General features: G+C 59.8%; 22 protein-coding genes. 12 read left to right on the forward strand and 10 right to left on the reverse strand.

What is annotated here, in order from left to right:
* Positions 1 to 9 precede the first annotated feature (9 nt).
* Together P3T20_RS16145 and P3T20_RS16150 are read right to left on the reverse strand one after the other, a co-directional pair.
* Positions 10 to 573 (reverse strand): SiaB family protein kinase, encoded by a 564-nt coding sequence (locus P3T20_RS16145; RefSeq protein WP_074267043.1) that lies wholly within the window; start codon positions 571 to 573, stop codon positions 10 to 12.
* Between the two features lie 14 nt (positions 574 to 587).
* Positions 588 to 1,820 (reverse strand): SpoIIE family protein phosphatase, encoded by a 1,233-nt coding sequence (locus P3T20_RS16150; protein WP_429287334.1) that lies wholly within the window; start codon positions 1,818 to 1,820, stop codon positions 588 to 590.
* A gap of 255 nt (positions 1,821 to 2,075) precedes the next feature.
* On the opposite strand from P3T20_RS16150, the gene P3T20_RS16155 reads away from it, so the two are divergent.
* The 4 genes from P3T20_RS16155 (at position 2,076) to P3T20_RS16170 (ending at position 6,146) form a co-directional block, all read left to right on the forward strand.
* Positions 2,076 to 3,017, forward strand: a complete 942-nt coding sequence (locus P3T20_RS16155; protein ID WP_429287335.1) for an aldo/keto reductase — start codon at positions 2,076 to 2,078, stop codon at positions 3,015 to 3,017.
* A gap of 135 nt (positions 3,018 to 3,152) precedes the next feature.
* Positions 3,153 to 3,968: an AraC family transcriptional regulator gene (locus P3T20_RS16160; RefSeq protein ID WP_429287336.1), complete on the forward strand. Its 816-nt coding sequence runs from the start codon at positions 3,153 to 3,155 to the stop codon at positions 3,966 to 3,968.
* A 115-nt stretch (positions 3,969 to 4,083) separates the two neighbouring features.
* Positions 4,084 to 5,160: a threonine aldolase family protein gene (locus P3T20_RS16165; RefSeq protein WP_429287337.1), complete on the forward strand. Its 1,077-nt coding sequence runs from the start codon at positions 4,084 to 4,086 to the stop codon at positions 5,158 to 5,160.
* A 353-nt stretch (positions 5,161 to 5,513) separates the two neighbouring features.
* Positions 5,514 to 6,146 (forward strand): nucleotidyltransferase domain-containing protein, encoded by a 633-nt coding sequence (locus tag P3T20_RS16170; RefSeq protein ID WP_429287338.1) that lies wholly within the window; start codon positions 5,514 to 5,516, stop codon positions 6,144 to 6,146.
* A 25-nt stretch (positions 6,147 to 6,171) separates the two neighbouring features.
* Here P3T20_RS16170 and P3T20_RS16175 read toward each other — a convergent pair whose 3' ends face one another.
* The 3 genes from P3T20_RS16175 to P3T20_RS16185 all read right to left on the reverse strand — a co-directional run bounded on the left by P3T20_RS16175 (position 6,172) and on the right by P3T20_RS16185 (position 8,382).
* Positions 6,172 to 7,155 carry a tetratricopeptide repeat protein gene (locus tag P3T20_RS16175; RefSeq protein WP_429287339.1) on the reverse strand — a complete coding sequence of 328 codons (984 nt, stop codon included), beginning with the start codon at positions 7,153 to 7,155 and terminating at the stop codon, positions 6,172 to 6,174.
* Positions 7,156 to 7,222: 67 nt separating this feature from the next.
* Positions 7,223 to 7,804 carry a nucleotidyltransferase family protein gene (locus P3T20_RS16180; RefSeq protein WP_429287340.1) on the reverse strand — a complete coding sequence of 194 codons (582 nt, stop codon included), beginning with the start codon at positions 7,802 to 7,804 and terminating at the stop codon, positions 7,223 to 7,225.
* Entirely contained in the window at positions 7,801 to 8,382 is a 582-nt protein-coding gene (locus P3T20_RS16185) for an N-acetyltransferase family protein (protein ID WP_429287341.1), read from the reverse strand. The genes P3T20_RS16180 and P3T20_RS16185 overlap by 4 nt, the downstream gene beginning before the upstream one ends.
* Positions 8,383 to 8,396: 14 nt before the next feature.
* Between P3T20_RS16185 and P3T20_RS16190 the strand changes: the two genes are divergently transcribed.
* Together P3T20_RS16190 and P3T20_RS16195 are read left to right on the forward strand one after the other, a co-directional pair.
* A complete protein-coding gene (locus P3T20_RS16190) occupies positions 8,397 to 9,299 on the forward strand; it encodes a DMT family transporter (RefSeq protein WP_429287342.1) in 903 nt (300 codons plus the stop codon).
* A 45-nt stretch (positions 9,300 to 9,344) separates the two neighbouring features.
* The gene (locus P3T20_RS16195; RefSeq protein WP_429287343.1) at positions 9,345 to 9,860 is read left to right on the forward strand and encodes an AAA family ATPase; all 516 of its coding nucleotides are present in this window, start codon (positions 9,345 to 9,347) and stop codon (positions 9,858 to 9,860) included.
* A 45-nt stretch (positions 9,861 to 9,905) separates the two neighbouring features.
* Here the strand turns inward: P3T20_RS16195 and P3T20_RS16200 are convergent, their stop codons facing one another.
* The gene (locus P3T20_RS16200; RefSeq protein ID WP_429287344.1) at positions 9,906 to 10,931 is read right to left on the reverse strand and encodes an AraC family transcriptional regulator; all 1,026 of its coding nucleotides are present in this window, start codon (positions 10,929 to 10,931) and stop codon (positions 9,906 to 9,908) included.
* Positions 10,932 to 11,067: 136 nt separating this feature from the next.
* Here P3T20_RS16200 and P3T20_RS16205 point away from each other — a divergent pair, with 136 nt between their 5' ends.
* From P3T20_RS16205 to P3T20_RS16215, 3 genes are all read left to right on the forward strand, one after another.
* Complete coding sequence (locus P3T20_RS16205; protein ID WP_429287345.1) at positions 11,068 to 12,000, forward strand: 3-keto-5-aminohexanoate cleavage protein; 933 nt, start codon at positions 11,068 to 11,070, stop codon at positions 11,998 to 12,000.
* Between the two features lie 118 nt (positions 12,001 to 12,118).
* Entirely contained in the window at positions 12,119 to 13,462 is a 1,344-nt protein-coding gene (locus tag P3T20_RS16210; RefSeq protein ID WP_429287346.1) for an MFS transporter, read from the forward strand.
* Positions 13,463 to 13,538: 76 nt separating this feature from the next.
* Positions 13,539 to 14,330, forward strand: a complete 792-nt coding sequence (locus P3T20_RS16215) for an SDR family oxidoreductase (protein ID WP_429287347.1) — start codon at positions 13,539 to 13,541, stop codon at positions 14,328 to 14,330.
* A gap of 24 nt (positions 14,331 to 14,354) precedes the next feature.
* Here P3T20_RS16215 and P3T20_RS16220 read toward each other — a convergent pair whose 3' ends face one another.
* The 3 genes from P3T20_RS16220 to P3T20_RS16230 form a co-directional block, all read right to left on the reverse strand.
* Positions 14,355 to 14,888, reverse strand: a complete 534-nt coding sequence (locus P3T20_RS16220) for a cytochrome b (protein ID WP_074267027.1) — start codon at positions 14,886 to 14,888, stop codon at positions 14,355 to 14,357.
* Complete coding sequence (locus P3T20_RS16225; RefSeq protein WP_429287348.1) at positions 14,885 to 15,946, reverse strand: catalase family peroxidase; 1,062 nt, start codon at positions 15,944 to 15,946, stop codon at positions 14,885 to 14,887. The genes P3T20_RS16220 and P3T20_RS16225 overlap by 4 nt, the downstream gene beginning before the upstream one ends.
* A gap of 239 nt (positions 15,947 to 16,185) precedes the next feature.
* Positions 16,186 to 18,783 carry a DNA-binding protein gene (locus P3T20_RS16230; RefSeq protein WP_429287349.1) on the reverse strand — a complete coding sequence of 866 codons (2,598 nt, stop codon included), beginning with the start codon at positions 18,781 to 18,783 and terminating at the stop codon, positions 16,186 to 16,188.
* Between the two features lie 505 nt (positions 18,784 to 19,288).
* Between P3T20_RS16230 and P3T20_RS16235 the strand changes: the two genes are divergently transcribed.
* Together P3T20_RS16235 and P3T20_RS16240 are read left to right on the forward strand one after the other, a co-directional pair.
* Positions 19,289 to 20,611, forward strand: coding sequence for an MFS transporter (locus P3T20_RS16235; RefSeq protein WP_429287350.1), 1,323 nt, complete (start codon positions 19,289 to 19,291; stop codon positions 20,609 to 20,611).
* Between the two features lie 55 nt (positions 20,612 to 20,666).
* Positions 20,667 to 21,554 (forward strand): isocitrate lyase/PEP mutase family protein, encoded by an 888-nt coding sequence (locus P3T20_RS16240; protein ID WP_429287351.1) that lies wholly within the window; start codon positions 20,667 to 20,669, stop codon positions 21,552 to 21,554.
* 10 nt (positions 21,555 to 21,564) lie between these two features.
* Here the strand turns inward: P3T20_RS16240 and P3T20_RS16245 are convergent, their stop codons facing one another.
* Positions 21,565 to 22,131 (reverse strand): cysteine hydrolase family protein, encoded by a 567-nt coding sequence (locus tag P3T20_RS16245; protein ID WP_429287352.1) that lies wholly within the window; start codon positions 22,129 to 22,131, stop codon positions 21,565 to 21,567.
* 178 nt (positions 22,132 to 22,309) lie between these two features.
* On the opposite strand from P3T20_RS16245, the gene P3T20_RS16250 reads away from it, so the two are divergent.
* A complete protein-coding gene (locus P3T20_RS16250; RefSeq protein WP_429287353.1) occupies positions 22,310 to 24,790 on the forward strand; it encodes a penicillin acylase family protein in 2,481 nt (826 codons plus the stop codon).
* Positions 24,791 to 24,799 lie beyond the last annotated feature (9 nt).

The raw sequence follows: 24,799 nt of genomic DNA on the forward strand, positions 1-24,799 counted from the left end.
GTCCCTTGGTCAGATGATGGTCTTGAGGCAAAACAGCGTGGTTTCAGGGGCATCGACACGCGGATAAAAGGCAAATTCCAGCGGAGCGCTCGCGTCGCGAGCCATTGTCAGAAACCCGAGCCCTGCGCCCTTGCTCTCTTCTGGCGTATCGGAGCGCAGCGATATTTTGTACGCCTGCTTGATTTCTTCAAGCGACATGTTGCACAACGGCTCAAGCCTCTCGCGCAGATGGCTCACAGCCGACGTCGCAACAGGATTCACGCATAACATGAGATGACGTTCACCGTCCGTCGTGATGCACACCGCGCCTTCACGGATGGCTCCGCCGGTCCCGCCGCCCTCGGCGAGCGAGTCGGACGAATAGTGAATGATGTTCTGCGAGAGTTCGATAAACGACGAAAACAATTTGCGCCGGGTCGGCGCGTTGATGCCGGCCACTTCCAGTTGCAGTTTCACGACCTCACTCATCGCCGCGACTATGCTATGGGAGAAGTAGCCCTTGTGATAAAAAAGCAGGTTGCGCCTCTGAGCAAGTTCGAAAAAGGCAGCATCCTGTTCTAAGAGTTCAAACATATTCATGGACTACCCTAAGCGCGTGCAAAAAATAGCGTTACGTCGTCGCGACGCGATTGTGCGCCCTGCCAGTCGGCGAGCGCGCGCTGCAAACCTTCACATATGCCGGACAATGGTTGCGCGCGATTCTCGACAATGAACTCGAGAGCGCGGCGCCTCCCAAAAGCAATTTTTCGGGGACCGCCAATCTGATCGATCAACCCGTCTGTCGAAACGAACAAAAGACTTCCGTGCGGAAGCGCGACTGCGTTCAGCGCCCACGTATAGTCCGCCAGACTGTCGACATACCCTACGCCCATGCGTTCGCCCGGAATGCTCTCGAAGTTATCGGCATCCGGCCGCAAAACATGAAGGGCGATGCGTGCACCGGAAAAATAGAGTCGCTGCTGTGCAGCGTCGAACCAGAAGAATGCTGCGTCGAGGCCATCGTTCGACTGCGGCGACTCGCCTGCCCCATTTACTTGACCGAGCAACCCCTTGACGTTGCGATTGACAGCTGCGAGAAGAGCGGCTGGATCACGTGGTCCGATTCGTTCAAGCGCCTGCGAGAGTGAGGCGGAAGCAAGCAGCGTCATGAAAGCGCCCGGCACGCCATGTCCGGTGCAGTCGGCTACAGCGCCAAACCATCCGTCGGGGAACGAAGCAAAGTGATAAAAGTCGCCGCCCACCACATCACGCGGCTCCCATACCAGTTCGGCATCGGGCAACATGGACGACAACGCGTCGCGCGAAGCGCGCAACATCGCTTGCTGGATCACGCTCGCATATTCGATGCTCTGCATGATTTGCCGGTTCTTTTCCGCCTGCATCTCGGCTACGGCGCCTAACAACTGAAAGCCGCTAGCCAGTCCGGCGAACCGGCCCTGTCGCGTCACGATAAATCCATCGGAGAGCGCCTTGTTACCTACCTCGACCGTCTTGAACGTCAGCGCTTCGATGCTCATATCCGCGTCGACAATGAGCGGATCCTTGTCCATGAACGCGATGCAGCTTTTCTTGTTGTAAAGCTCGCGGTGGAACGGCTTGCTCATCTGCGACAGGAAAATATCGCGATTGATCAGACCGATGGGGCGATCGCCCTCCAGAACGGCCAAACTGACCATGTCGCCCCGCGAATAGAAAATCTCCATTGCCAGGGAGTTCGAATCGGCCGCCTCGATGGCGGGGACTTCCTGACACAGGTCGCCGGCGCAACGCGGGTTTCCTGGCACGCCGGGACGACGAAACTGCGCAAGCGCGGGGTGCATTTCACGACTACCGGTTGAACGAGAAATCAAGCACGCTAAAGGGTCTTTATGACAGTTTCGTTACGCCAGACCATTAAAGGAAACCTGCTAAAAACCCCGAAAAAACGCGAGCGGGCCGGAAGGCCCGTGGCAAACGTTTTCCTTTGGCTTTGACCGTCATTTGCTACACTTGATCGACGAAACGACTCCTGCGCCACAATTACAACAAGTGCAGGTTATACATCGCGGGATGTGAAGTTGTGCGGAGGTTTCATCATGCTCGAGTCTTCCGATTTCCGGAGCAAAAAGCTGGTGCTCAATCATGGAGGCGGCCGCATGCCCGCACTCGGATTTGGCACGCTGATTCCCGATCCCGCTGTCACTATCAGCGCTACCCGAGACGCGCTGGAAGCGGGCTATCGACACCTGGATTGTGCCGAGCGATACCGCAACGAGCGCGAGGTGGGCGAAGCGCTGCGCGCATCGCTTGCCGCCGGCGGAATCGCACGCGAAGACATCTTCGTGACCACAAAATTGTGGAATTCCAATCATCGGCCCGAGCGAGTCGAACCAGCTTTCAACGCAAGCCTTGAAAGGCTCGGCCTCGATTACCTTGATCTCTATCTGATCCACACTCCGTTTGCATTTCAACCGGGAGATGAGCAGGACCCGCGAGATGCGAACGGTAATGTCATCTACGACAAAGGCGTGACTTTGCTGGACACATGGGGCGCGATGGAAAAGCTCGTCGACCATGGAAGATGCGGGGCTATCGGGCTGTCCGACATCGGTCTGGACGAGTTACGGCCGCTCTATGAATCGGCACGAATCAAGCCAGCGGCGGTACAGGTGGAAGCACATCCGTATCTCCCGGAAACCGAACTCCTGGAGTTCTGCAAAGAGCATGGGATCGTGTTTTTGGCCTTTGCGCCACTAGGTCACGGAATCAGGCCGGGACCGCTCGAGGATCCGGTCATTTCGCAGATTGCCGCGCGAACTGGAAAGACGCCAGCCCAGGTACTGCTTGCGTGGGCGATCCAACGTGGTGGGGCTTTGCTTACTACCCCGAAAACTGCAGCACGCGCGCAAGAGAATCTGGATGTTTCCGCACTTCCAGAAGACGCGTTCGATGAGATTAACCGGATTGAGACGCGGCAGAGGTTCAACGAAGTCGTCAAGACCGGTAGCCCCGGCTTTATTCCGCGCCGCACGCAATAAACGAAGGCGACTTCCGGGTCATCGAATACGCTATTCGTACCAGCCAGATCGCGTGACGTGGCGTGGCCTCGCGGTGAGATTTGCGGCGTTATACTTTACTAACGCCCGACAACACGCGTCATCGCTCCCTTTTCCATGACTGAGTATGCCCAGTTCCAGCAAGTGTCCGAGATACCCGGCCTGGTGCTGAGTACCGCACGCTTCACGGATTTCAGTTTCGACCGCCACTTCCACCTCGATTTACATGTGGGGCTGGTGACGGACGGGGTTCAGCGCCAGAGGGTCAACGGAAAGGCTGTCCTGCACGGACCCGGGACAGTGGTTCTGATGCCGCCAGGCGAGATCCACGATGGCGTCACGGCAGATGGCAGCCAATCCACGCTCAGGACATTCCGCCTTTCACAGGAACTCCTCGCCAGCGTGGCAGAGGAAATCGGCGGCCTTCACCGCACACCGGAATTCGCAGGCGCCTTACTCGAAGACCCGCTGCTAGCTGGCCATCTCCTGCGCCTGCACAATGAGATGAGGTGGTGTAACGCTGCGAGCAGTCTTGAGATGCAGACGGAATGGCTCACGTTGCTGGAACGTCTGTTGAGCCAATCGCGCACGATCGTGCCTGAAACGGTGCGCGGCTCGCTTTCGCGCATTCAGTGGGAACGCGTCAAAGACTACTGCTTCAACCACCTCGGCGACAAGATCACGCTGGATGAACTGGCCGCACTCTGCTCGCTCGGCAGGTTCCAGTTCCTCAAGCAATTCAAGCAGACCGTCGGGATGACGCCTCACGCGTGGTTGCTCCGTCTTCGTCTCGAGCGAGCTTGCGCGCTTTTGTCCCGAAGCTCACAGGCAATCGCAACCGTCGCTCAGGAAGTCGGATTTTACGATCAAAGCCATTTCAATCGCGCTTTCCGGCAGGCCTACGGCGCCGCGCCGTCGAACTACAGGGCCTGAAGCGTGCCCACGGCTTGACGATCGATCAATTTTTTACAAGTCCAGCGACCTCACTCGACATACGATGCGCCAATCAGGGAGGAAGTTCTCCGCCCGTCGAGTTAAGGAAACGACAATGGACAGTAGTAATCGGTCGCACGGCGCCCAGACGCCGGCTATGGGATTCACGAGCGATAACATCGCGGGCGCGTCGCCGGAGGTCATTGAAGCCATCTTGGCGAATAGCACCGGGCAAGCGAGCCCATATGGAGCAGATGAGCTCACGGCTCGCGTCGAAGATAAGTTAAGCGAAATCTTCGAGCGCGAAGTCGACGTGTTTCTGGTGCCCACCGGCACCGCCGCCAACGCGCTGTGCCTGAGCGCGATGACGCCACCATGGGGCAACATCTATTGCCATCCGGCGAGCCATATCAACAACGACGAGTGCGGCGCGCCCGTGTTCTATGCGAATGGCGCGAAGCTGGTCGCGGTGGACGGCCCATCCGCGAAGATCGACCCCGCAAGTCTTGGTAGCGCGGCTCGCGTGAAAGTGGGTGACGTCCATTCGACGCAACCATCGTGCGTCAGCATCACACAGGCGACGGAAGAAGGAGGCGTTTACACCCTCGACGAGATCGGAGCGCTGGCGGAGGTCTGCAAGGCATCCTCCATCAAACTTCATATGGATGGCTCACGATTTGCCAATGCACTGGTCTCGCTGGGCTGCTCGCCTGCGGAAATGACATGGAAGGCTGGCGTCGATGCCTTGTCGTTCGGTGCAACCAAGAACGGCGTGTTCGCAGCGGAAGCGATCGTGCTGTTCGATGCATCCCTTGCGCCCGAAATGGGCTACCGCCGCAAGCGTGCGGGCCATCTGTTCTCGAAGATGCGCTTTCTTTCGGCCCAGATAGACGCGTACTTGACCGACGATCTCTGGTTGCGCAACGCACGCCAGGCCAACGACGCTGCGCAGCGCCTGATCCAGGGACTCGCGGGGTTGAGCGGCATCGAAGTGCTCGGCGCGCCTGAGGCCAACATCGTGTTTTGCCGATTGCCGTCAGCGGTGATCGAGTCGCTACTTCAGGCAGGATTCAAGTTTTATCACGATCGTTGGGAAACCAACGTCGTCCGCTTCGTGACGTCGTTTTCTACCACGGCTGAGGATGTCGACAACCTGCTTGCGCATGTGACACGTCATTACGCGGGTCGATGATGATTGTGCGAAGACGCCTGCCCAAAGTAATGAGCGGGCGTTGGACATTAAAGATCAACTTGCGTATCGAGCTTATTCTGAATTAGGATGCGCGAAAACCTAGCGACTCCATCTAAACGTTCCAATGTAAAACCCGTTTCCGCTGTATAGCTCTTTGCCGCCGCCATCCTCACGGGTGCGGTTGTATCTGCATGGACAACGGATTTTATCAATGGAACATAGTCTACCTGGGGTGCATAAGCACCCCTGTCTACACTCGTGCGCCCGGTCTCGCGCATCGTGCCTTTCGCCGCTGCTGGTCGATCTTGATCGCTGCCCGCCAACAACGCTATTGAGCTCTGGCGAGGCGTTCTATGTTCAATAAAGACTTGCTGACGAAACTGTCTGCTGAACTTCAGACTACTTACGATTGCCATACCGCGATTCTTTATGGTTCGCGCGCACGCGATGACTGGGACGCAGCGAGCGACATCGACGTAATGGCGTTTCGTGACGCCGGAGGTCCCGAGCGTGTCGCATCGCAATGGAATGGGTTATTCCTGGACTTGTTCGTGTACGCCACAAACGACGAAGCCGATCCCGGTTGGATCCGCATTCATGCAGGTCGAGTGCTATTCCAGCGAGGCGCATTCGGTGACGACGTGCTCGCGAAAGTGCATGCTCAGTACACCGCCGGGCCTGAACAGATACCCGAGGCCGAGATATCGATTCGCAAGGCTTGGGCAGCGAAGATGCTAAGGCGAGCTGCTAAAGGAGATGCTGAAGGTGACTACCGGCGTCATTGGCTCTTGTTCTCACTGCTCGAGGATTACTTCGCGGCCCGAGGTCGATGGTATTTAGGCCCAAAGCAAGCCCTGCGCACCATGGAAGACATGAACGCGAAACACTGCGAAGTATTCAAAATGGCGCTAAAACCCGAGACAAGCCTCGCCGCGATCGAACAAGCGGTTGCAGCCACATTTGAGCTGACGGAAGCACCTCCATGAGTTACCAGGCACACATATTCCCCGATCACTGACTAGCATCAGGATGCGCCGCCTGATACACCTGCAGGCGACTCGCGTACACCGCGGCATTCCGTTCGTCGCCAGTGGCCCGATAGATTTCCTTGAGCTCGTCCAGAACATCTGGATTTGTTGCTCCGATAGCGTCGTATTCGGCAAGCAGTTGCTGCTGAATCGCTAGTGCTTCGGTATTCCTGCCCAAAAGGCGCAGCGTCCAACCCACCGAGCACCATGCTTGACGGGTTGCCTCTGCGTCTCCCTCACGTTCGCGCAGCGCGAGCGCAATGCGAAACTGTTCGAGTGCCTCCGCGTAGCGGCCGAGATCATTGAGCGCGTTTCCAATATTGTTGCGCAGTGACGCCTCCCAATGCTGCGCCGTGGAATCCGAGGACTGCAAGGCGAGTGTCAACGCGCGCTCGTCCCAGCGCAACTGATCCGCCGGCGCGGTATCGGTGAAGGCCATCATGTGCAGAGCATCCACCGCTAGCGCGTCGAGATGATGCTGGTTTGCTACGCGAAACGCCGCGCTATATTCATTACGCGCCTCGCGCATCATGTCCGGCGTTACCCCTCCAGGAACGGATACGGCCGAGGCAAATGTGCGGCCCCGCTCCAGGTGATAGCGCGCCTGTGCCTCTGGCGAGACGTGGGCCAGTTCAGGTTTGAGACTGTCGAGGATCTGACGTGCCCGGGCAAACTGACCGCGTAAACCGTAGGTTCGCGCGATCTGGGTCTGGAGAATGAATGTTTGATCTGCATCGGCACCTGCCAGCGCGGCGCGGAAATGTTCCTCGCTCTGGGCAGGTGAATCCCAGTTCCAAAGCTGATTGATGTCTATCGGCGCGGCGAGCAGCGGTCGAGAAAGGCTGATTGCAATAAGGAATGCGAGCGCGGCATATAGCCGGATCTGCCCACGCGATCGTCTTGACGTGCGGCTCCATCGGAGGCGATGAATGCGCAGCAAAGATTGCATCGGTTCGATCTGCTTCATGGTCACCGGCATAAACATCCTGGGGAAAACTCGCATGCTAGCGTCAAATGACGGCGCGAAAAAAATGCTATTCCACTAACTGCCAGGACACCCGCCGAAGATACGGCCACTCGCGCTGCCAACGCGCGGCTTTCTCTTCGTACACCTCAGGTATCCAAAGTGCGTGATTGGGCCTCAATATGCCGTCGAACAGAGACGTCAGACCAAAGGGCGCATAAACTTGAAACTCTCCTTGCCGGCGCTTGACCCCAACCGCAGTCGTCGCGCACGGAAATCGATCTATGCCATCCGAAGCCCTATTTACAGGGCCAACCGGGATTCCAAACTTCTGCCCATACCAAAGTGGAACACGCGCTTGATTGCGTACCTGCACCTCAACGGGGAGGTCGGCGAATATGCGACTCGCATTGCCAATGACCTCGTTTTCCGCATCCCATGACGTATCCGGATCGTAGTAAAACAGGTCGTAATCCCGAATGCCTACATGGATATCTCGTGCGCAAGCAATATTCCAGACGGATTGCGCAATGCAGCCAGCCGTCAGCCACCAATCCTCAAAGCCGAGTTGTACCGCCCGATCAAGAATTAGCGAGTTCCATTGATTCGCTCTCGTAACCTGAATCAAACGGTGCTCCAGGGTCGCACTCATTTGATAGTTCGTTCCATGACGATGACTTCGCCGGTGAATCGCTGATTGGTCGTGCGACGGATCTCTTCAAAGCCCTCGCGCCGCCAGAAAGCTAATCCACCCGGGTTCGTTGAAATGGCTGCGAGCTGCAATCTGCGGTAACCCCACTCACGCGCCATCGCGTCTATCAACGCCAATGCGCCTGTGCCGTAACCTCGATGCTGGTGCGCTTCAGAAAAGAACAGCAGCCCGATCCACGCACAGTCATCAGTCGGATACGCGCGAATCACGTCAGCACACCCGATCATCTCCGACCCAACATAGAAGCCGAACACCGATTTGTCCGCCACATCCTTGGCGTCCGGTTTGCCATAGAAGAAGTCCTCGACATCTTCTGCAGAGGGCAAACGACCTTCAACCAGTTCGGTGTACGAGGGCGATTCCAGAAAAATGCGCAGCACATTGGCGCGGTCGTCGTGCGACTCGTTGGCGAGCCGGCGGATTGTTAGCATCAGGTGAACCGTCGAAGTGAGAGCGGTAATTCTAAATGCAACAAAAGGGCGGTGCTCAGTCGTATGAGATGATACCGACACGCTCATACTTCCGTACCGCTATGCCATCGTCCAGCGCAACAGGCGCCAACCCTCTTCCGCTGAACAGCGTCGTCAGCATACTTGCTTCGATGTTCTGCTTTGCTGTGGTGGATGCATTGGCGAAGACGGTTGCGCTGCAATATCCGGCTAATGAAGTGACATTCTTCCGGATGCTGTTCGGCCTGGTGCCGGCAGTGGCGATGTGCTGCCGGGGTCGCATTTCGCTAGCTGAGCGTTTGGCCAATATCGATGTCAAAGGTCAGACTCTGCGTGCGCTTACGCTTCTCGGCGCTTCAGGATTCTTCTTTGCCGGTTTGCCTTACGTTCCATTGGGCGAAGCGGTGGCGCTCGCGTATTCGGAGACGTTGATTGTCATCCTGCTCGCGCCGCTGATCTTGAAAGAGCGATGGACAGCAAGCGGAGTTGCAGCAGCGCTCGTTGGATTCTGCGGTGTGCTGCTCGTGGTGCGTCCGGGCGGCGGTCCTTCGAGCTGGCTCGGTCCGACGTTCCTTCTCCTGAGCGCCTTCTTCGGTGCGTTATCTATCGTTCAGATCAAGCGCATACGGTCTACCGACGATTCGGCGACAACGGTTCTGTTTTTCACTCTCGTTGGGACATTTGTTACCGGCTTTACCCTCGTAATCGGCTGGCGAACGCCGTCCGTGGCGGCGCTGTTGGTCATGGCACTCCTCGGTGCGTTCGCGACCGCAGGACAACTCCTGATGACGGTCGCCTTTCGCCAGGCGGACACTGGGAAGCTTGCGCCGTATAACTATACGAGCATCGTATGGGCGGCGCTGTTCGGTTACGTCATCTGGGGTGAGACGATTCAACCGCTGTCGTTCGCGGGAATTGCGCTCATCGTCGGGAGCGCTATTGCGGTCGCGGTGCGGCGGAAAGATAAAGAGGGGCCGCTGGCTTGAATGGGGCACCTAGCCGCCTCGCACTAACTCACAGGGAACATCGCAATGTTGATTGCTTTCGGAGGTCTGCCGGGAACCGGAAAGACGACGATCGCGCAAGCGCTCGCCCGCAAACTCGCCGCGGTATATCTACGCATCGATACCTTGGAACAGGCACTTATCGCATCCGGGGACGCCGGCGCGGATATTGGACCTGCCGGCTATCTCGCGGCATATGCGGTCGCGGCCGACAATCTACGCCTCGGCCTGACTGTCGTCGCAGACTCGGTCAACTCGTTGCATATTACGCGTAGCGCGTGGAGAAACGTTGCGCTCGAGACAGATGTGCCGATCTTCGAGATTGAGATAATTTGTTCGGATGCCGCGACGCACCGTCAAAGAGTCGAGGGACGAAACGCCGATATTCCCGGTCACAAGCTACCGACATGGAAAAACGTACTTGAACGTCAATACGATCCATGGGAATCGGAACATCTCGTAGTCGACACGGCTAACGTTTCGATTGAGCAGGCTGTCGAGACAATCGTCAGTCGTCTGTCGATGCCGCCTCAGAAAATTTAAATTCCTCGTCGCACGAATGGATTCGCATTTTCGATCACGCAAGACCTATCGACGCAACTCCCCCGGCCCCTTCCCCGTCCACCGTTTCAGCGCCCGCCGAAAATTCGCAGGGTCGCTGAACCCGAGCAACATCGCGATATCGTCGGTACTCATACTGGTCGTCTTCAGATATTCGGTCGCGAGCGAGCAACGCACGTCATCAACAATCGCCACAAACGAAGTGCCCTCAGCTTCGAGACGCCGCCGCAAGGTCCGGCTGGTCATCTTCAACGCATCCGCAACGATTTCCATGCTCGGAAACTCGCCGGGCTTACGCATCAACACCTGATAGACCTCACCCGAAACACCCACCGAAGTCTTCGCCTGGCCAATCAACCTGTCACACGTTTCCTGCAATAGCGTCGCCGTTAGCCGATGCGCTAGCTGAGGCTTTTGTTCAAGGATGCCACTGTCGTAATGAAGCTCGCATTGCGGTTGATCGAAGTAGCACGGACAACCCAGGTACTCCGAATAGATGTCCGCGTACGCGGGCGCCGGATACGCAAAGCACGCCTTGGTCGGTGGGCAGGTGTGACCGGCAACGTCCTGTAAATGGGTCACGTGCTGCGTGAACTGTTGCTCGATCAGGAACTGACCCAGCTCGCGTGAGGGCGTGGAGATAAACGCATCGGGAAACGTCCAGATGCCCTCGTCGGCATACTCGGTCCATTCGATGGTAAGCGTAGGTGTCGCAAGCCGGTGGTACTTCACGCCAAGCCGGAAATAGTCACGCAGGGAAAGGCAGGACATCAGCGCATAGCCGTACATCCCGTAAGCGGACAGGTGCAATCGCGACCCGGTGATAAACGGCGTCGCGGAACTGCACCCCAACAAGATCGCATTTCTGCAGACAGCAACGTATTGCCGGACCGAGGTCAACGCCGAGGCGTCGTAAATCTTGTCGGCGTCGACCCCGCTGTCTTTCAGGCTCTGTTCGGGCGCAATCCCCTGCTCACTGAGCACTTCGACCAGCGCGGCGATCTTGTAAGGCGCGTAGATGCGCTCGTTCAGTAACGGCAGTTTCGATGACACCGCTTCACCTCAGAATGTCCTGCAACCACATCCAGCTGTCCGAAAATGACCTTACGGGCGCAATCGTATCCCACTAGTATCGATATCACAACAGGCCACTCCATCGATTGGCCAGCCAACGATTCTGGAGACACGCTTGCTCAATCGCAAAGTCATCATTTCATGCGCGATTACCGGTGCAACGCATACGCCGTCGATGTCCGAATACCTGCCGTTGACGCCATCGCAGATTGCATCTCAATCAATCGAGGCTGCCGAGGCCGGCGCCGCAATTCTCCATCTGCACGCGCGCGACCCTAGCGATGGCCGCCCGACGCCATCGCCCGACGTGTTCAGGCAATTCGTGCCGGCGATTGTCGAAGCGACCGACGCGGTTATCAACATCACGACCGGCGGCAGCACCAAGATGACACTCGCGGACCGGCTCGCCTATCCGCGACTCGCCAAGCCGGAGATGTGCTCGTTGAACATGGGCTCGATGAACTTCTCGATTCACCCGATCGCCGCGAGAATCTCGTCGTGGCGATACGACTGGGAGAAGGACTACGTCGAAGGGATGGAAGACACGATTTTCCGCAATACCTTTAAGGACATCAAAAGCATCCTGCTCGAACTGGGCGAGCACGGCACGCGTTTCGAGTTCGAATGTTACGACGTCGGTCACCTGTACAACCTCGCGCATTTCGTCGACCAAGGGCTGGTCAAACCACCGCTTTTCATTCAGTCGGTGTTCGGGATTCTCGGTGGAATCGGCGCCGAGCCGGAGAACATGACGGTCATGCGCGCCACGGCAGACCGTCTTTTCGGGCGCGAAAACTACCAGTTTTCAATTCTCGGCGCAGGTCGCCATCAAATGGCTTTCGTGACGATGGGCGCGATCATGGGTGGAAACGTCCGGGTCGGCCTGGAAGATAGCGTCTTTCTTTCGAAGGGCGTGAAAGCCGAAACTAATGCTCAGCAGGTGCGCAAGATTCGACGCATTCTCGAAGAGCTTTCCTTCGAGATCGCTACACCAGCAGAAGCGCGACAAATGCTTGGTCTGAAAGGCGCTGACAAGGTCAACTTTTGAGCGCGGCCTTTTAGCAATAGCAGTAGTTGAATGCAGCAGTGTGCCGGCGTCGGAGATCACGCCGGCCGTTCAGAGCTAACAAAAACAACGATGAACAATCATCCCCGGAGGAGACATCATGGCAACCCCAACAACGGGTGGCAGCAGTAGCGAACTACACCGCGTCGCGACGCAGAAGGCGATGTTGCGGCTGATCCCGCTCATGTGCGCGATCTATTTCATGTCGTACCTCGATCGCACGAACGTGTCGCTAGCGAAGGCACGGCTTGCTGCCGATCTGGGCATCAGCGCCGCCGCATATGGGTTGGGTGCAGGCATTTTCTTCATCGGATATGCACTGCTCGAAGTACCAAGCAATCTTGCAGCTCATCGAGTCGGGCCGCGCCGCTGGATCGCGCGAATTGCGGTCACATGGGGCGCACTGTCCGCTGCGATGATGTTCGTGCAGGGCGAATGGTCGTTCTATACGATCCGCGTGTTGCTCGGTATCGCCGAAGCGGGTCTGTTTCCCGCGCTGATGTACATGGTGACACTATGGTTCGCGCCGAAAGACCGTTCGGTGGCTGTGGGGTGGATTTACGTCGCGCCTGCTCTTGCACTGGTAATAGGCAATCCGGTGGGCGGCGCCTTCATGCAGATGGACGGCTTCGCCGGCCTGCACGGATGGCAGTGGCTATTTCTACTCGAAGGACTCCCTACGATCGTCGTCGGCGTGATTCTGTGGTTCAAGCTGCCGGAGAAACCGTCGGACGCGCGCTGGTTGTCGAATGACGAAGCGCGGATTCTCGAGGCACGCGCAATTCCGGATGCCGTACACGCCAGCATCTTTTCGGACGATTGGGTCGCAGCGTTGAAAAGTCCCGCTACCGTGCTTACCGGACTAATCTATTTCCTGAATCAGGTGGCGTTTGTCGGTCTCGTCTTCTTCACTCCGGCGATGATCCAGCAGATGCACGTGAAGTCTCCATTAATGATTGGGGTGCTTTCGAGCAGCGTCGGCATCGGCTTTCTGCTTGGTGTCCTGATACTGCCGCGCATTCATCGCCGGGTGACCCATGATTGCATCTATCTCGCCGTTTTGACCGCCGGCCTGATTGTCAGCGCGATCCTGTTCATCTCGTCGGACTGGCTGCCGGTGCAACTTGCCCTCTTCGTCGCCACAGCTTTCTTCGCAGGCGGCGTGTTGCCTTTGTACTGGGCGATTTCGATGAAACGGCTGCACGGCATTCAGGCCGCCGCAGGATTGGCCTTTATCAACACCCTCGGATTGACTGGCGGATTCGTAGGTCCGTATCTTTTCGGACTGGCGGAAAGCGCATCTGGGAAAAGTGCGTCAGGCTTTTCGGTGATCGTCGGCGCGTCGGTTCTGGGACTTATTATCGTGCCAATGTTGGCAAAAGCGATCCAGTCCGAAGGGCGTACGGCCAGTCTGAGCGAACCCCTGTTGAATGTAGAACAATGAGCCTGGGACGCGCATCGCATCGCGTTGAAGCGATGCGCGTTACCCCGATGATCAACGCTCACCATCAAGGAAATGTATGAGGACAGCTGACCTTCTCAAACCATCCCCCGGACTTCGCGTATTGATTTCGGGCGCAGCAACTGGCATCGGCGCTGCGATCGCGCAGGCGTTTGTGGAAGTGGGTTGCAACGTCTACATTTGCGACATCGACCCCGCAGCCGTCGACAAGGCGAAAACCGACAATCCGCAACTCCATGTGGGCGTTGCTGACGTTGCAGACCGTGAACAGGTGGACCGGATCGTCGACGACGCACACGCCAAACTCGGCGGCCTGGACATCCTCATCAACAACGCGGGAATCGCCGGACCGACCGGGGCCGTGGAAGACATGGACGCGGACCAATGGGACCGCACCATCACGACGAACCTCAACAGCCAGTACTATTTCCTCAGGAAAGCGGTGCCGGTGCTAAAGAAAACGTCGTCGGACCCGTGCATCATCGCGATGTCTTCGGTGGCGGGACGACTGGGCTATCCGTATCGCACGCCTTATGCGTCCACCAAATGGGCCATCGTCGGCCTGGTTAAATCTTTGGCAATCGAACTTGGGCCGAACAACGTGCGCGTCAATGCGATCCTGCCAGGCGTCGTCGAAGGGGAACGCATGAATCGCGTCATCTCCGCGCGTGCGGATGCTCTCGGCGTCAGCTTCGACACGATGAAAGGCGAATACCTCGAGAAGATCTCGCTTAGACGCATGGTGACAGTCCAGGACATCGCCGCGTTGACGCTCTTCCTGGCGTCGCCCGCAGGCCGCAACATCTCGGGTCAGGCAATCAGCGTCGACGGGAACGTCGAGTATCTTTGACGCCTGATCACCTCGATAGACGCCTCACCGCCAGCGCGCCATCGCCTCAAAGACACCGTCACGTCTAACCAGCGCGTGCAACAGCGCCGCTGCCAGATGCAGAACGATCAGCGCAAAGAAACACAGCGCGAGGGCCCTGTGCGCGTTCCAGAGCAGCGTGTGCAAGCCGTTGCTATGCGGCAGGATCGATGGCAGACGTACCCCGAAGACCACGACAGGATAATCCGCGGCCGACAACATGCCCCAGCCGATCAACGGTAGCCCGATCATCAGCAGATAGAACGCGAGATGCGAAAGGCGCGCGGCGAGTTTCATCGGTTCCGGCATCGAGGCCGGCAGCGGAGGCGCGCCATACGCCAACCTGACCACGAGACGAACCAGCGCCAGCACGAGAATCACGATACCCAGCGGCTTGTGAATAGATACCAGCGAGAGATAGTCGGGGCGGACAGTCGACACCATCCCGACACCGATAAACAACATCGCCAGAATGCAGATTGCCATGAGCCAGTGAAGCGCGCGCTGCAACGGTGTAAAGCGATCATGGATCGGGTTCATGGCGTGGCTCCTGCCGCTGGGGTGTGCGGATAGTCCTTATCCTCAGCGGTCCGCCGGTCGAACGAGACGGCATAGGCGGCTGAGCGGGCGGCCGGAAACGGATCGTCCGACACGTGCATGCCTGGCGGCAGGACGGTGGGGTCAAAGTTGAGATCGCGACACGGCCCGTCAGGTTCAGGCTCGATGGCGCTCACCACCAGCGTGCCCGCTTCCACCTTGCGTCGATCCTCCGGCCAGGCCTTGGTGGGGTCGGCGGTCGGATCGCCAGGATTGGCCACGGTGATGACGAGCGTCCATCGTTGCGGCGCGTTATGCACCCGCTGCGTGATATCGGTGTCGAGGAAGCCGTCGCCACGCGCCTTCAACTGGTCAGGGGACACAGCCTCGGGTTGCGCCGCCGGCACGAACGACCAGCGCACGGCCTGGTCCTGTCCCGCCTCATTGGTGAAGATGAAGCTGTTCAGGCTGTTGTACCGCTCTTGCGCAAAAGAACCCGTCCATGGCGCGCTGCCGGCCCACGCGACGAAATTGCCGAACTCCGGGTTCGCGGCGATAAAGTTCTTCATGGCATCCGGATCGCTCTTGTCGGCCGAAGCCTTTAGCAGACCGTAGAAGGCCTGCGGCGTGGAGACCGCGAAGAAAGGCGCGTCGATCATGGCGGTGCGCCATTCGCTACCATCCGGTGCGACGATGCGCAGACTGAGGCCGCGCACCCGCACCGTGGCGTCTGGCGCCTTGGGGTCCGCTGTAGCCAGATTGAAACGCCCGGTGACAGGGAACGAGCCGGCCGCGAGCATCGGCGCCCTGGAAAGCGCCGCGGCCGTGCCATTCGATTCGAAAGTGCCGGTAAAACAGATGCCCTTGGCATGATTGCGCCGGAAGCCGAGCGCCGCGCCGCCCGGTGGCGCCAGGGCGTTGACGATCCTGGCCGGCGTCAGGCGGTCTGGCGATAGCCAACCGGCCGTAAAGGCGAAGGCCGCGACCAGCACGACCACCACGACTGCAATCAGGACCAGCGAACGCGCCGTGGACGCGTTGGAAGTCGGTCGGTCGGCCATCGATCTCTCCGAACAGTGATTCGGCTGAGTAGAAATCTAGCAGTGCGGCGACAATAGTGCCATTGATCTGTGGACCGCGCCACGTTGGCGTGCGGGTGCCGCAGTCCGCGAACCCGCCATGAGCGGCCGGCCCGGCTAACAGACACCCCTAAGACTAGCGTCCCCGCGAAGACATCCGCATAGTATGGACAAAATTCTCGACCTTGCGTCAACCTACGTTGACAGCATGGGCCCGTCCCTCACCCCTCCACCTTCGACATGACCGCCGTACTCGGGTCATACCGGTAGCCCTTCTGCGCAAGTTGCTGGGCCATCGTCGCGCCGATCAGCCGTTGCTGCGCATCCCGTGCGATCAACTCGTGATCCGGCTTGAGCCGTTCCAGTTCCGACGAGAGCCGCCGTACCAGCGCAACTTCTCCGGTGCTGCGTGCATCGATGAACAAGATCTTCTCGCTAGCCTGGCCAAGCCGTTGTCGAAGCTCCTTCGCGTGCGCCACCCATTGTTCGGCATTAGTGCGCAGTTCGCTGAGCGCCTTTGCGTGGGCTTTGGCCTGGGCCGATATCTGGCGTTGCAACGCGCCAACTTCGTCCGCGCTCTCCGTGCCGTCCGATGGCGCACCGGTTGGCCGCCCAGGTTGATCGTCTTTGGCGGCAGCATCGGCCTGCTCCGCAAGACGCTGCTCCAGTTCCGCGGCATGCCGTTCGGCCGCCTCGGCCCGCTCCCGCGCGGCAGAGGCGTCCTGCGAAAGCCGGTCCAGTTCCGCGCTAGTTGCCGTTTTCGCTTCGCTCAACGCGCTGACCTGCTTGCGGGTCTCGTCGAGTTCATCGGTGATGCGCCGCAATTCGTCGATCTGAGCCGATGCCCCATCGATTCGCGCCGCAGCGTTTTCGCGTTCCGCCGCCAGTGCCGCGCGCGCCTCGTTCAGTTCCATCTCCAGCGCGGCGAGTCGCGCGAAGCTCTCGTTCGCCTGCGAGGTGGCGGCGTCAACGCGAGAAGAGGTCGCACTGAGTTCATCAGACAGCCGGTTCGCTTCGTCATACTTCGCCTGAGAAGCGGCGCTTAGCGTTGCGACCTCCTGCCGTGCTGACTCGTACTCCTGAGTGATCCGCGCTATTTCATCGTTTTTGCTGGCAATAACCGCAGTCAATTCGTCATGTGTTCTGCGTTCATCTTCGAGCGAGGCCTTGGTGGCTTCCAGATTGCCCTCTTCCACCGACACACGCTGGGCAAGTTCCTCCAAGCGAGCCTCGGCTGCCTGGGCGCGCGACGTGAGCGAGCCTGACTCCTGCAGCAACCGGTTCAGTTCGGATGACTGCGTTTGACACGTGTCGCGCAACGTCGCGACCTCCTGCCGCTGTGCATCGTATTCCTGACTAATCCGCGCTATTTCGTCGTTCTTGCCCGACACAACCGCGGCCAACTCTTCACGCGCCCTGCGCTCTTCTTCAAGTGTCGTCTGTGTAGCGGCAAGGCTGGCCTCTTCCACCGACGCGCGCTGCATGAGCTCCTCAATACGCGTTTCCGCGGTTTGCGCACGCCATGCCAGTGAGCTTGACTCGTTTAGCAGCCGGTTCACTTCGTCTGACTTCGCCTGGCAGGCATTGGTCAGCGTGGTAGCTTCCTGCCGCGCAGCATCGCGCTCCTGAGCAGTTTGCAAGACCTCATCGCTCTTGCTTGCGACAGCCGCCGCCAACACTTCGCGTGCCTTGCGTTCTTCTTCAAGCGAAGTCCGGGTGAGTTCCAGATTCGCCTCTTCCACCGACGCCCGCTGCACAAGTTCCTCGATACGCGCCTCGGCAGCTTGCGCGCGCCACGAAGCCGCGCTCGATTCCGCTGACAGCCGGTCCACTTCGTCCGACTTCGCCTGGCACGTGGCGCTCAAAGCCGCGATCTCCTGCCGTGCGTCATCGCGTTCCTGAGTGAGCCTCGCTATGTCGTCGCTCTTGCTGGAAACAACCGCCACCAGGTCTTCGCACGCCTTGCGTTCCTCGTCGAGCGACGCCTTCGTGGCTTCGAGATTCGCCGTGTCCACCGATGCCTGCTGCACCAGCTCCGCTATACGCGCCTCAGCCGACTCGGCCCGCGCTGTGGCCTCGCTCGACTCCTGCGACCACCTTTCCGCTTCCTGCGATTTCGCCCGACAGGTCTCACCCAACGTCGCAACTTCCTGGCGCGCGGAATCACGCTCCTGGCTGATCTGCACTATCTCATCGGTCTTGCTGGCGACAACTGAGGCCAATTCCTCGCGCGCTGCGCGTTCCTCGTCGAGCGATATTTTCGTCGCTTCCAGGCTGGCCTCGTCAATCGACACACGCTGTGCGAGTTCTTCGACGCGCGCCTCAGCCGCTTCGGCGCGACTCGTCGCCGCCGCGAGTTCCGAACCCAGTTGTGCGGCGGTCTGTTCCGCAGCGCTCAGCGCATTCGTCAGGGCATCAAGCCGCTCGCGCTGCGCCTCGACTTCTTCGAACATCTTTTGGTACTCAGCGTGCGCCTCGTCCCGATCCGCGAAGGCAGACTCCAGATGCTGGCCCATTACCGTCAGGCGCTGGTTAAACGCCTGCTCTGCCGTCTCCTGGGATGCGGTCCAGATCCGGGAGGCGGCGCTCATCACGGTTTCAGCGAGGCTGCCCGGCAAGCCGGTCTGCAGTTGCAGTTCGAGGGTTTTGTCCTCGCGCGCTTCGCGCCAGCGTTGCAAGGCCGCGACGATCGCAACCAGCGATCCTCCGCGAACCTCCGACCAGATCGTTACCGGGGAGACCCGTTTGCCTTCTTCGACCATGCGGTCCGCGATTGCTGCAACCTGTTCATCGGTGATTGTGTCTGCGTCCGTGGACATAAGCGCCTCAAAAATCGATGTAAGCGGGCGAAAGATAATCCGATACGTTACTACGATCAACAACGTATCCGATGAAAGGAAATAACGTTTGCCGTGAGTTTGCCTCAAAGGCCGAAAACCTTACGAATTCCCTTCTTCTTTTCACCTGATTGCCTGGTGGCTTCCTCGTCCGCCTGTGCCAGCCAGCGGCCCTGTCGAAGGGCCGACGGGCATACTTTATAGGCATACCCGCCGCACCACAAAGTCTTTTCCCTAGCCATTCCCGCCCGCCAGATCACGCATTTCTTGTCCGAAAGCGACCAAGTCGCGTGAGCGGGACCAAGCACCGGGGGCCGATAACGCAAACGGTATCGGCCCATACGGTTTGCTGATTGGAGCCAGCCGGTTTCCGTCCGTACACTGGTCGCTTTGCGCACGCGAATCCACCTCGCGTTGCACAATGCCGGAACAGACGCCGGTAACGACAATGAATGGCCGCCAAAGGCCATGCGAACGGAGACAAGCTTTGGACGAACCCAGCATTCACGTATCCGCTGCTGCGGCAGGAACCACCCGCCTCAACTACCGTTGGCATGTCGTGATCTGGCTGCTGATCGGCGGCATCATCAACTACATGGACCGCGCGAGCCTGTCGATCGCCGCGCCCGGCATGATTCACGAACTCGGCCTGACACGCACGCAGATCGGCCTGCTCGGAAGCGTGTTCGCGTGGACGTATGCCGTGATGCAATTGCCCGCAGGCTGGGTGATCGACCGCTTCGGCGCGAAGCGCGCGTACGCGCTCGGCATGATCTGGTGGAGCGTCGCGACGTGGCTAACGGGTGTAGTGGGTTCGATGTCCGGCTTGCTGGTCATGCGCGCCTTGCTTGCCGTCGGCGAAGCACCGTGTTGGCCGACCTCCGCGAAAATCACCGCGGCATGGTTTCCGGCCAAGGAGCGAGGCTTTGCGACCGGCGTGTGGGATTCGTCGTCAAAGTGGGGACCGGCGCTTGCGCCGGCCATGCTCGTCGCGCTGATGATCGCATTCGGCTGGCGCTCGCTGTTCCACGTGACAGGCGCGTTCGGCATCGCGTTTGCGCTGTTGTTCCTGATGCTGTATCGCAACCCGGTGGACAGCCGGCGTCTCTCGAACGAAGAACGCGCCTACATCGAAGCAGGTGGCGGCGGTCATGAACGCTCGCTGACGACGTCGTCAGTCAAGTGGCGTTCGCTGTTCACGCGCCGCAGCGTCTGGGGAATGATCCTCGGCTACTTCTGCACCATCTGGCTCTGGAACATCTTTCTGGTGTTTTTACCGCTGTATCTGCTCGATCGCTTTCATATCTCGTTCGCACAACTGGGCGTGTATGCGGGCATCCCGTGGGCCGGCGGCGCGGTCGGCGAGATCGCGGTCGGCTATCTGGCGAAGAAAATCGTCGATCGCCATCTCGCGGCGCCGATCGATGCCAAGCGGTTACTGATTGCCTGCTGCGCGACAGGCGCCGCCGTGTGCGCGGTCGCGTTGCCCTTCACTCACTCCCTCAACGTGACGCTGACGTTGTTTACCGTTGGTCTCGCCTTCGTGTCTGCCGTGGTTGGCTCGGCATGGGCCCTCGCAGCCGATATCGCACCGTCGTCGATGGTCGCGTCGGTGAGCGCTATCCAGAACTTCGGCGGTTACTTTGGCGGGGCTTTTTCGCCGGTCGTGGCCGGGTTTATCGTCGACCGCACCGGTTCGTATGCCCTCGCCTTCATCTCGGGCGGCATCATTGCCGGCTGTGCGGCGCTGTTCTATTGGTTCATGGCCCGCCGGCCGATTATCGACGAGGGGATCGAACCCGCTGCCTGATGCCGGATCGGCGTAAATCCTGCATACTCATTCTCCATCTTCCGGGAGATCAGCCATGTCACAGTCATCCGCGGCGCGGCGCGCCGCCTTTCGCGAGGCCGTCCAGCAACGCCGCGCCCTGCTCATGCCCGGCGCCTTCAATGCGATGAGCGCACGCGTCGTCGCGGATGCCGGTTTCAGCGCGCTCTATATCACTGGCGCGGGCGTCACGAACATGTCGTTCGGCTTGCCCGACCTCGGCTTTATCGGCCTGAGTGACATTGCGGAACACACCTCGCGGATTCGCGATGCCGTGGATCTGCCGCTCGTCGTCGATGCGGACACTGGCTTTGGCAACGCGCTCAACGTGCGTCAAACGGTGCGGATGCTCGAGCGGGCCGGCGCCGACGCGATCCAGCTCGAAGATCAGGTCAGCCCCAAGAAATGCGGCCATTTCGCAGGCAAGGCCGTGATTTCGACGAGCGAGATGGTCGGCAAACTACACGCCGCTGTCGACGCGCGTGAAGATGCGAATTTCCAGATCGTTGCGCGCACCGATGCATGCGCTGTTCATGGCTTCGAGGCGGCCATCGAACGCGCGCATCGTTTTGCCGAGGCGGGTGCGGACATTCTGTTTGTCGAGGCGGTCGAAACCTTCGACGAAATCAAACGCCTGCCGACCCTGTTGAGCACACCTCAGCTGATCAACATCGTGGTGGGTGGCAAAACCCCGGTCATGCCGCAGAGCGCACTCGCGGAGCTGGGGTTCGGCATCGTACTGTATGCGAATGCAGCGTTGCAGAGCGCGGTGCTCGGCATGCAAAAAGCACTTGCCGTGCTGCGCGACGAAGGCAAGCTCGACGAAGACCCGACCTTGTTGGCTCCGTTCAACGAGCGCCAGCGCCTGGTCGACAAGCCGCTCTTCGATCGCCTCGACAAACAATACGCCGCAGATAACGACTGACCGTGCACGCTTAAGCCGCGTCGTTTAGCAGCTGGTCGGCAGAGACCACAGTGCAATATTCTCCATGCAGGTTCGCGAGCGACATGGCGTGGACGTCTTCCGCGCTCCACATGCGGCCGTTCCAGGCCGCGCGGCCGAATGTAAAGCAGCCATCCTCGACAAGGTAGGTCTCGAAGCCGAGATTACCTGCCATGCGCACCGTGGCTTCGACGGAGTTATTTGTAATCACGCCGACAACTACGAGCACTGTATGGCCGCCCTCACGCAAGCGATCCTCTAGACCTGTGCCAATGAACGCGTTGTTGGTGCGCTTCGGAATAACCGGCTCTCCGGGTAACGGAGCGACTTCGGGTTTGAAATCGTGGCTCGACTGTCCAGGGCGATAGTGGGAAGCAGGCTCAAGGGAATCATGCCGCACATGCCATACCGGCCACTTCTCTTTACGCCAGCGAGTCAACAGTCGGCCGATTTGCGCCTCAGCAGAAGGGTTGTTCCGAACACCCCAGTCAGGATGATCAATCGCCTTTTGCAGGTCGATCAGAAGGAGCACGGCGCCTTGGGTCGAAGATGTGCGCATAGACCACACCCTTAATTGAACCGGGAGAATGAAGTATAGCCAGGGAAAAGTCTCGTACGAACAGGACCCGCTGCACCAAGAACCAACCACACCGAAAAACCTGCCCGTGCTATGGTCATACGCCATCGGTGCATGTGCCCGCGCCATCTAACCGCAATCACAACATGCGTCATCAGCGATGAATCGCCCGAGCCTTTCCTTCCGACAGCCGCGCGCCAACTGGTTGCTTCGCTCGCTCTACGTCCTCGTCCTGATCCTCGCCGCGATCGTACTCGCGGCCTGGCTGACGCTACGCGCCAGCCTCCCGCAACTCGACGGCACGCATAACGCAGCAGCCCTCTCCGCCGCGGTCACGGTCGAACGCGATATGCTCGGCGTACCCACCCTGCATGGCAATACACGGGCGGACGTAGCCTATGCCACCGGCTTCGTGCACGCGCAGGATCGCTTCTTCCAGATGGACCTGTTGCGCCGCGTCGCGGCAGGCGAGATGGCCGCGCTAGTCGGGGCGCCCGCGCTCGACCTCGACCGCCGCAACCGGCCGAACCGTTTCCGCGAACGCGCCCGCGCGCTGATCGACGCCATGCCCGCCGACCAGCGCGCGTTGATCGACCGCTACACAGCGGGTGTCAACGACGGCCTAGCGTCGCTCGCTTCGCGTCCATTCGAATACTGGGTACTGCGTACCCAGCCGGCCGCCTGGCGGCCCGAGGATACCCTCCTCGTCGTCTACGCAATGTACTTCGACCTCCAGTCAGGCGAGGTCAGCCGCATTCTTTCGCGCGCGGCGCTGCGCCAGCGTGTACCCGCCGATCTGTTCGCGTTCCTGCTGCCAGCAACAAGCCATTGGGACGCACCGTTCGACGTCGCCAAGCCTCCCCCCGTCGACCTCGCGACACCGCCCGCCACTCGCCCCGACTGGCTCCGCGCGTCGAAGACCGCAAGCATTGCGTTGCCTGCGACGGATCTCGCCTACAGCGACCTGATGGCCGGCAATTCGATGATCGGCAGCAACGGCTGGGCGGTCGATGGCGCACACAGCGCGCAAGGCGGCGCGCTCCTCGCGAGCGACATGCACCTGGGGCTCTCGCTGCCCAACATCTGGTATCGCCTGTCGCTCACGTGGCCAGGTGCGGACGGGCATCCGCGGCACATAACCGGAGTCAGCCTGCCTGGTGCGCCGCTCGTCATCGCCGGCAGCAACGGGCAGATTGCCTGGGGCTTCACCAACAGCTACGGCCGCTTCATCGACCTGATCGAACTGCAGCGCAACCCTGCTGATCCGCTGCAATACAAGACTCCCGACGGCAGCTGGCAAAGTGCAACGGTGCATCACGAACGCATCGACGTGAAGGGTGGCGCGTCGGTCGACCTGGCGGTCGCCGATACGCAATGGGGTCCCGAGATCGTGGTCGGTTCGCACACTTTTGCGTTGCGCTGGGTTGCCCACGACGCGCAGGCCGTCAACGTCAACCTGCAGCGGCTCGAAGACAGCACCAGCGTCGAGGACGCGCTGCATACGGCGCAAACCAGCGGCATTCCAACGCAGAACTTCATGGTCGCCGATTCGCACGGCAAGATAGGCTGGACGCTGGCTGGACCGCTGCCGCACTGGACCAGCGGCGCGACAGCCGCGAGCAACTCGTTCGACGATCTGCCCTTTGATTCCGCCACCTACCAGGGCTGGCAAGGCTATCTCGAACCGGCGAATTACCCCTCGCGAATCGCCCCGCCGCTTGGACGCTTGTGGACCGCGAACAACCATACGCTGCCACCCACCGAAGCGGGGCTGCTTGGCGATGCCGGCGCCGACCTCGGTGCGCGTGCGTCGCAGATTCGCGATGACCTGCTCGCGCTGCCACATGCAAACGAGCACGACATGCTGGCTATCCAGACCGACGACCGCGCGCTATGGATAGACAGTTGGCGCCGTCTCGCCCTCTCTGCGCTCGATGCCGATGCGTTGCGCGACCATCCGCAGCGCGCCGAATTCCGCAGTCAGGTGCTCGCATGGAACGGCCGCGCCGATGCAGACGCCATTGGCTACCGTCTCGTTCGCGCGTTCTATTTCTCGCTGTACGACGCATGGTTCGGCAAGCTCGACAAAGATATCCCGGCGAGCTTTGGCAATAACGCAGACAACCCGCAGACGGGCTTTCGCGCTGCAAGTTCACGCTACGAAGCGGTCATGGAAGCGCTCGCCGCCCATCAGGCATGGGTGCCGGATGGCGTCGCCAACTGGCGTGCCTTCATGCTCAACCGTGTCGACCACGCAATCGACCAGTTACCGCCGGACGTGAACGTATCGGATGCGCGTTGGGGCGATCGCAACCGCGCGGCCATCGAACATCCGTTCGCGCGGATCGTCCCAGGCTGGCTACCGTGGATACGCGGCTGGCTCGCTGCGCCACGCGATCCGCTGCCGGGCGACTTCAACATGCCGCGCGTGCAGGCACCTTCGTTCGGCGCGTCTGAGCGGATGATCGTGTCGCCGGGACGCGAGCAGGAGGGTATCTTCGAGATGCCGGGCGGGCAGTCCGGCAATCCGCTCTCACCGTACTTTCTGGCGGGACATGAGGCGTGGGTACATGGCGACACCACGCCGTTCTTGCCGGGTGCTACGGTGCACCGGCTTGAACTCGTGCCACAGGTGCATTGACCGCGCAGC

The organism is Paraburkholderia sp. GAS206C, from assembly GCF_050435645.1.
GTDB lineage: Bacteria > Pseudomonadota > Gammaproteobacteria > Burkholderiales > Burkholderiaceae > Paraburkholderia > Paraburkholderia phenazinium_B.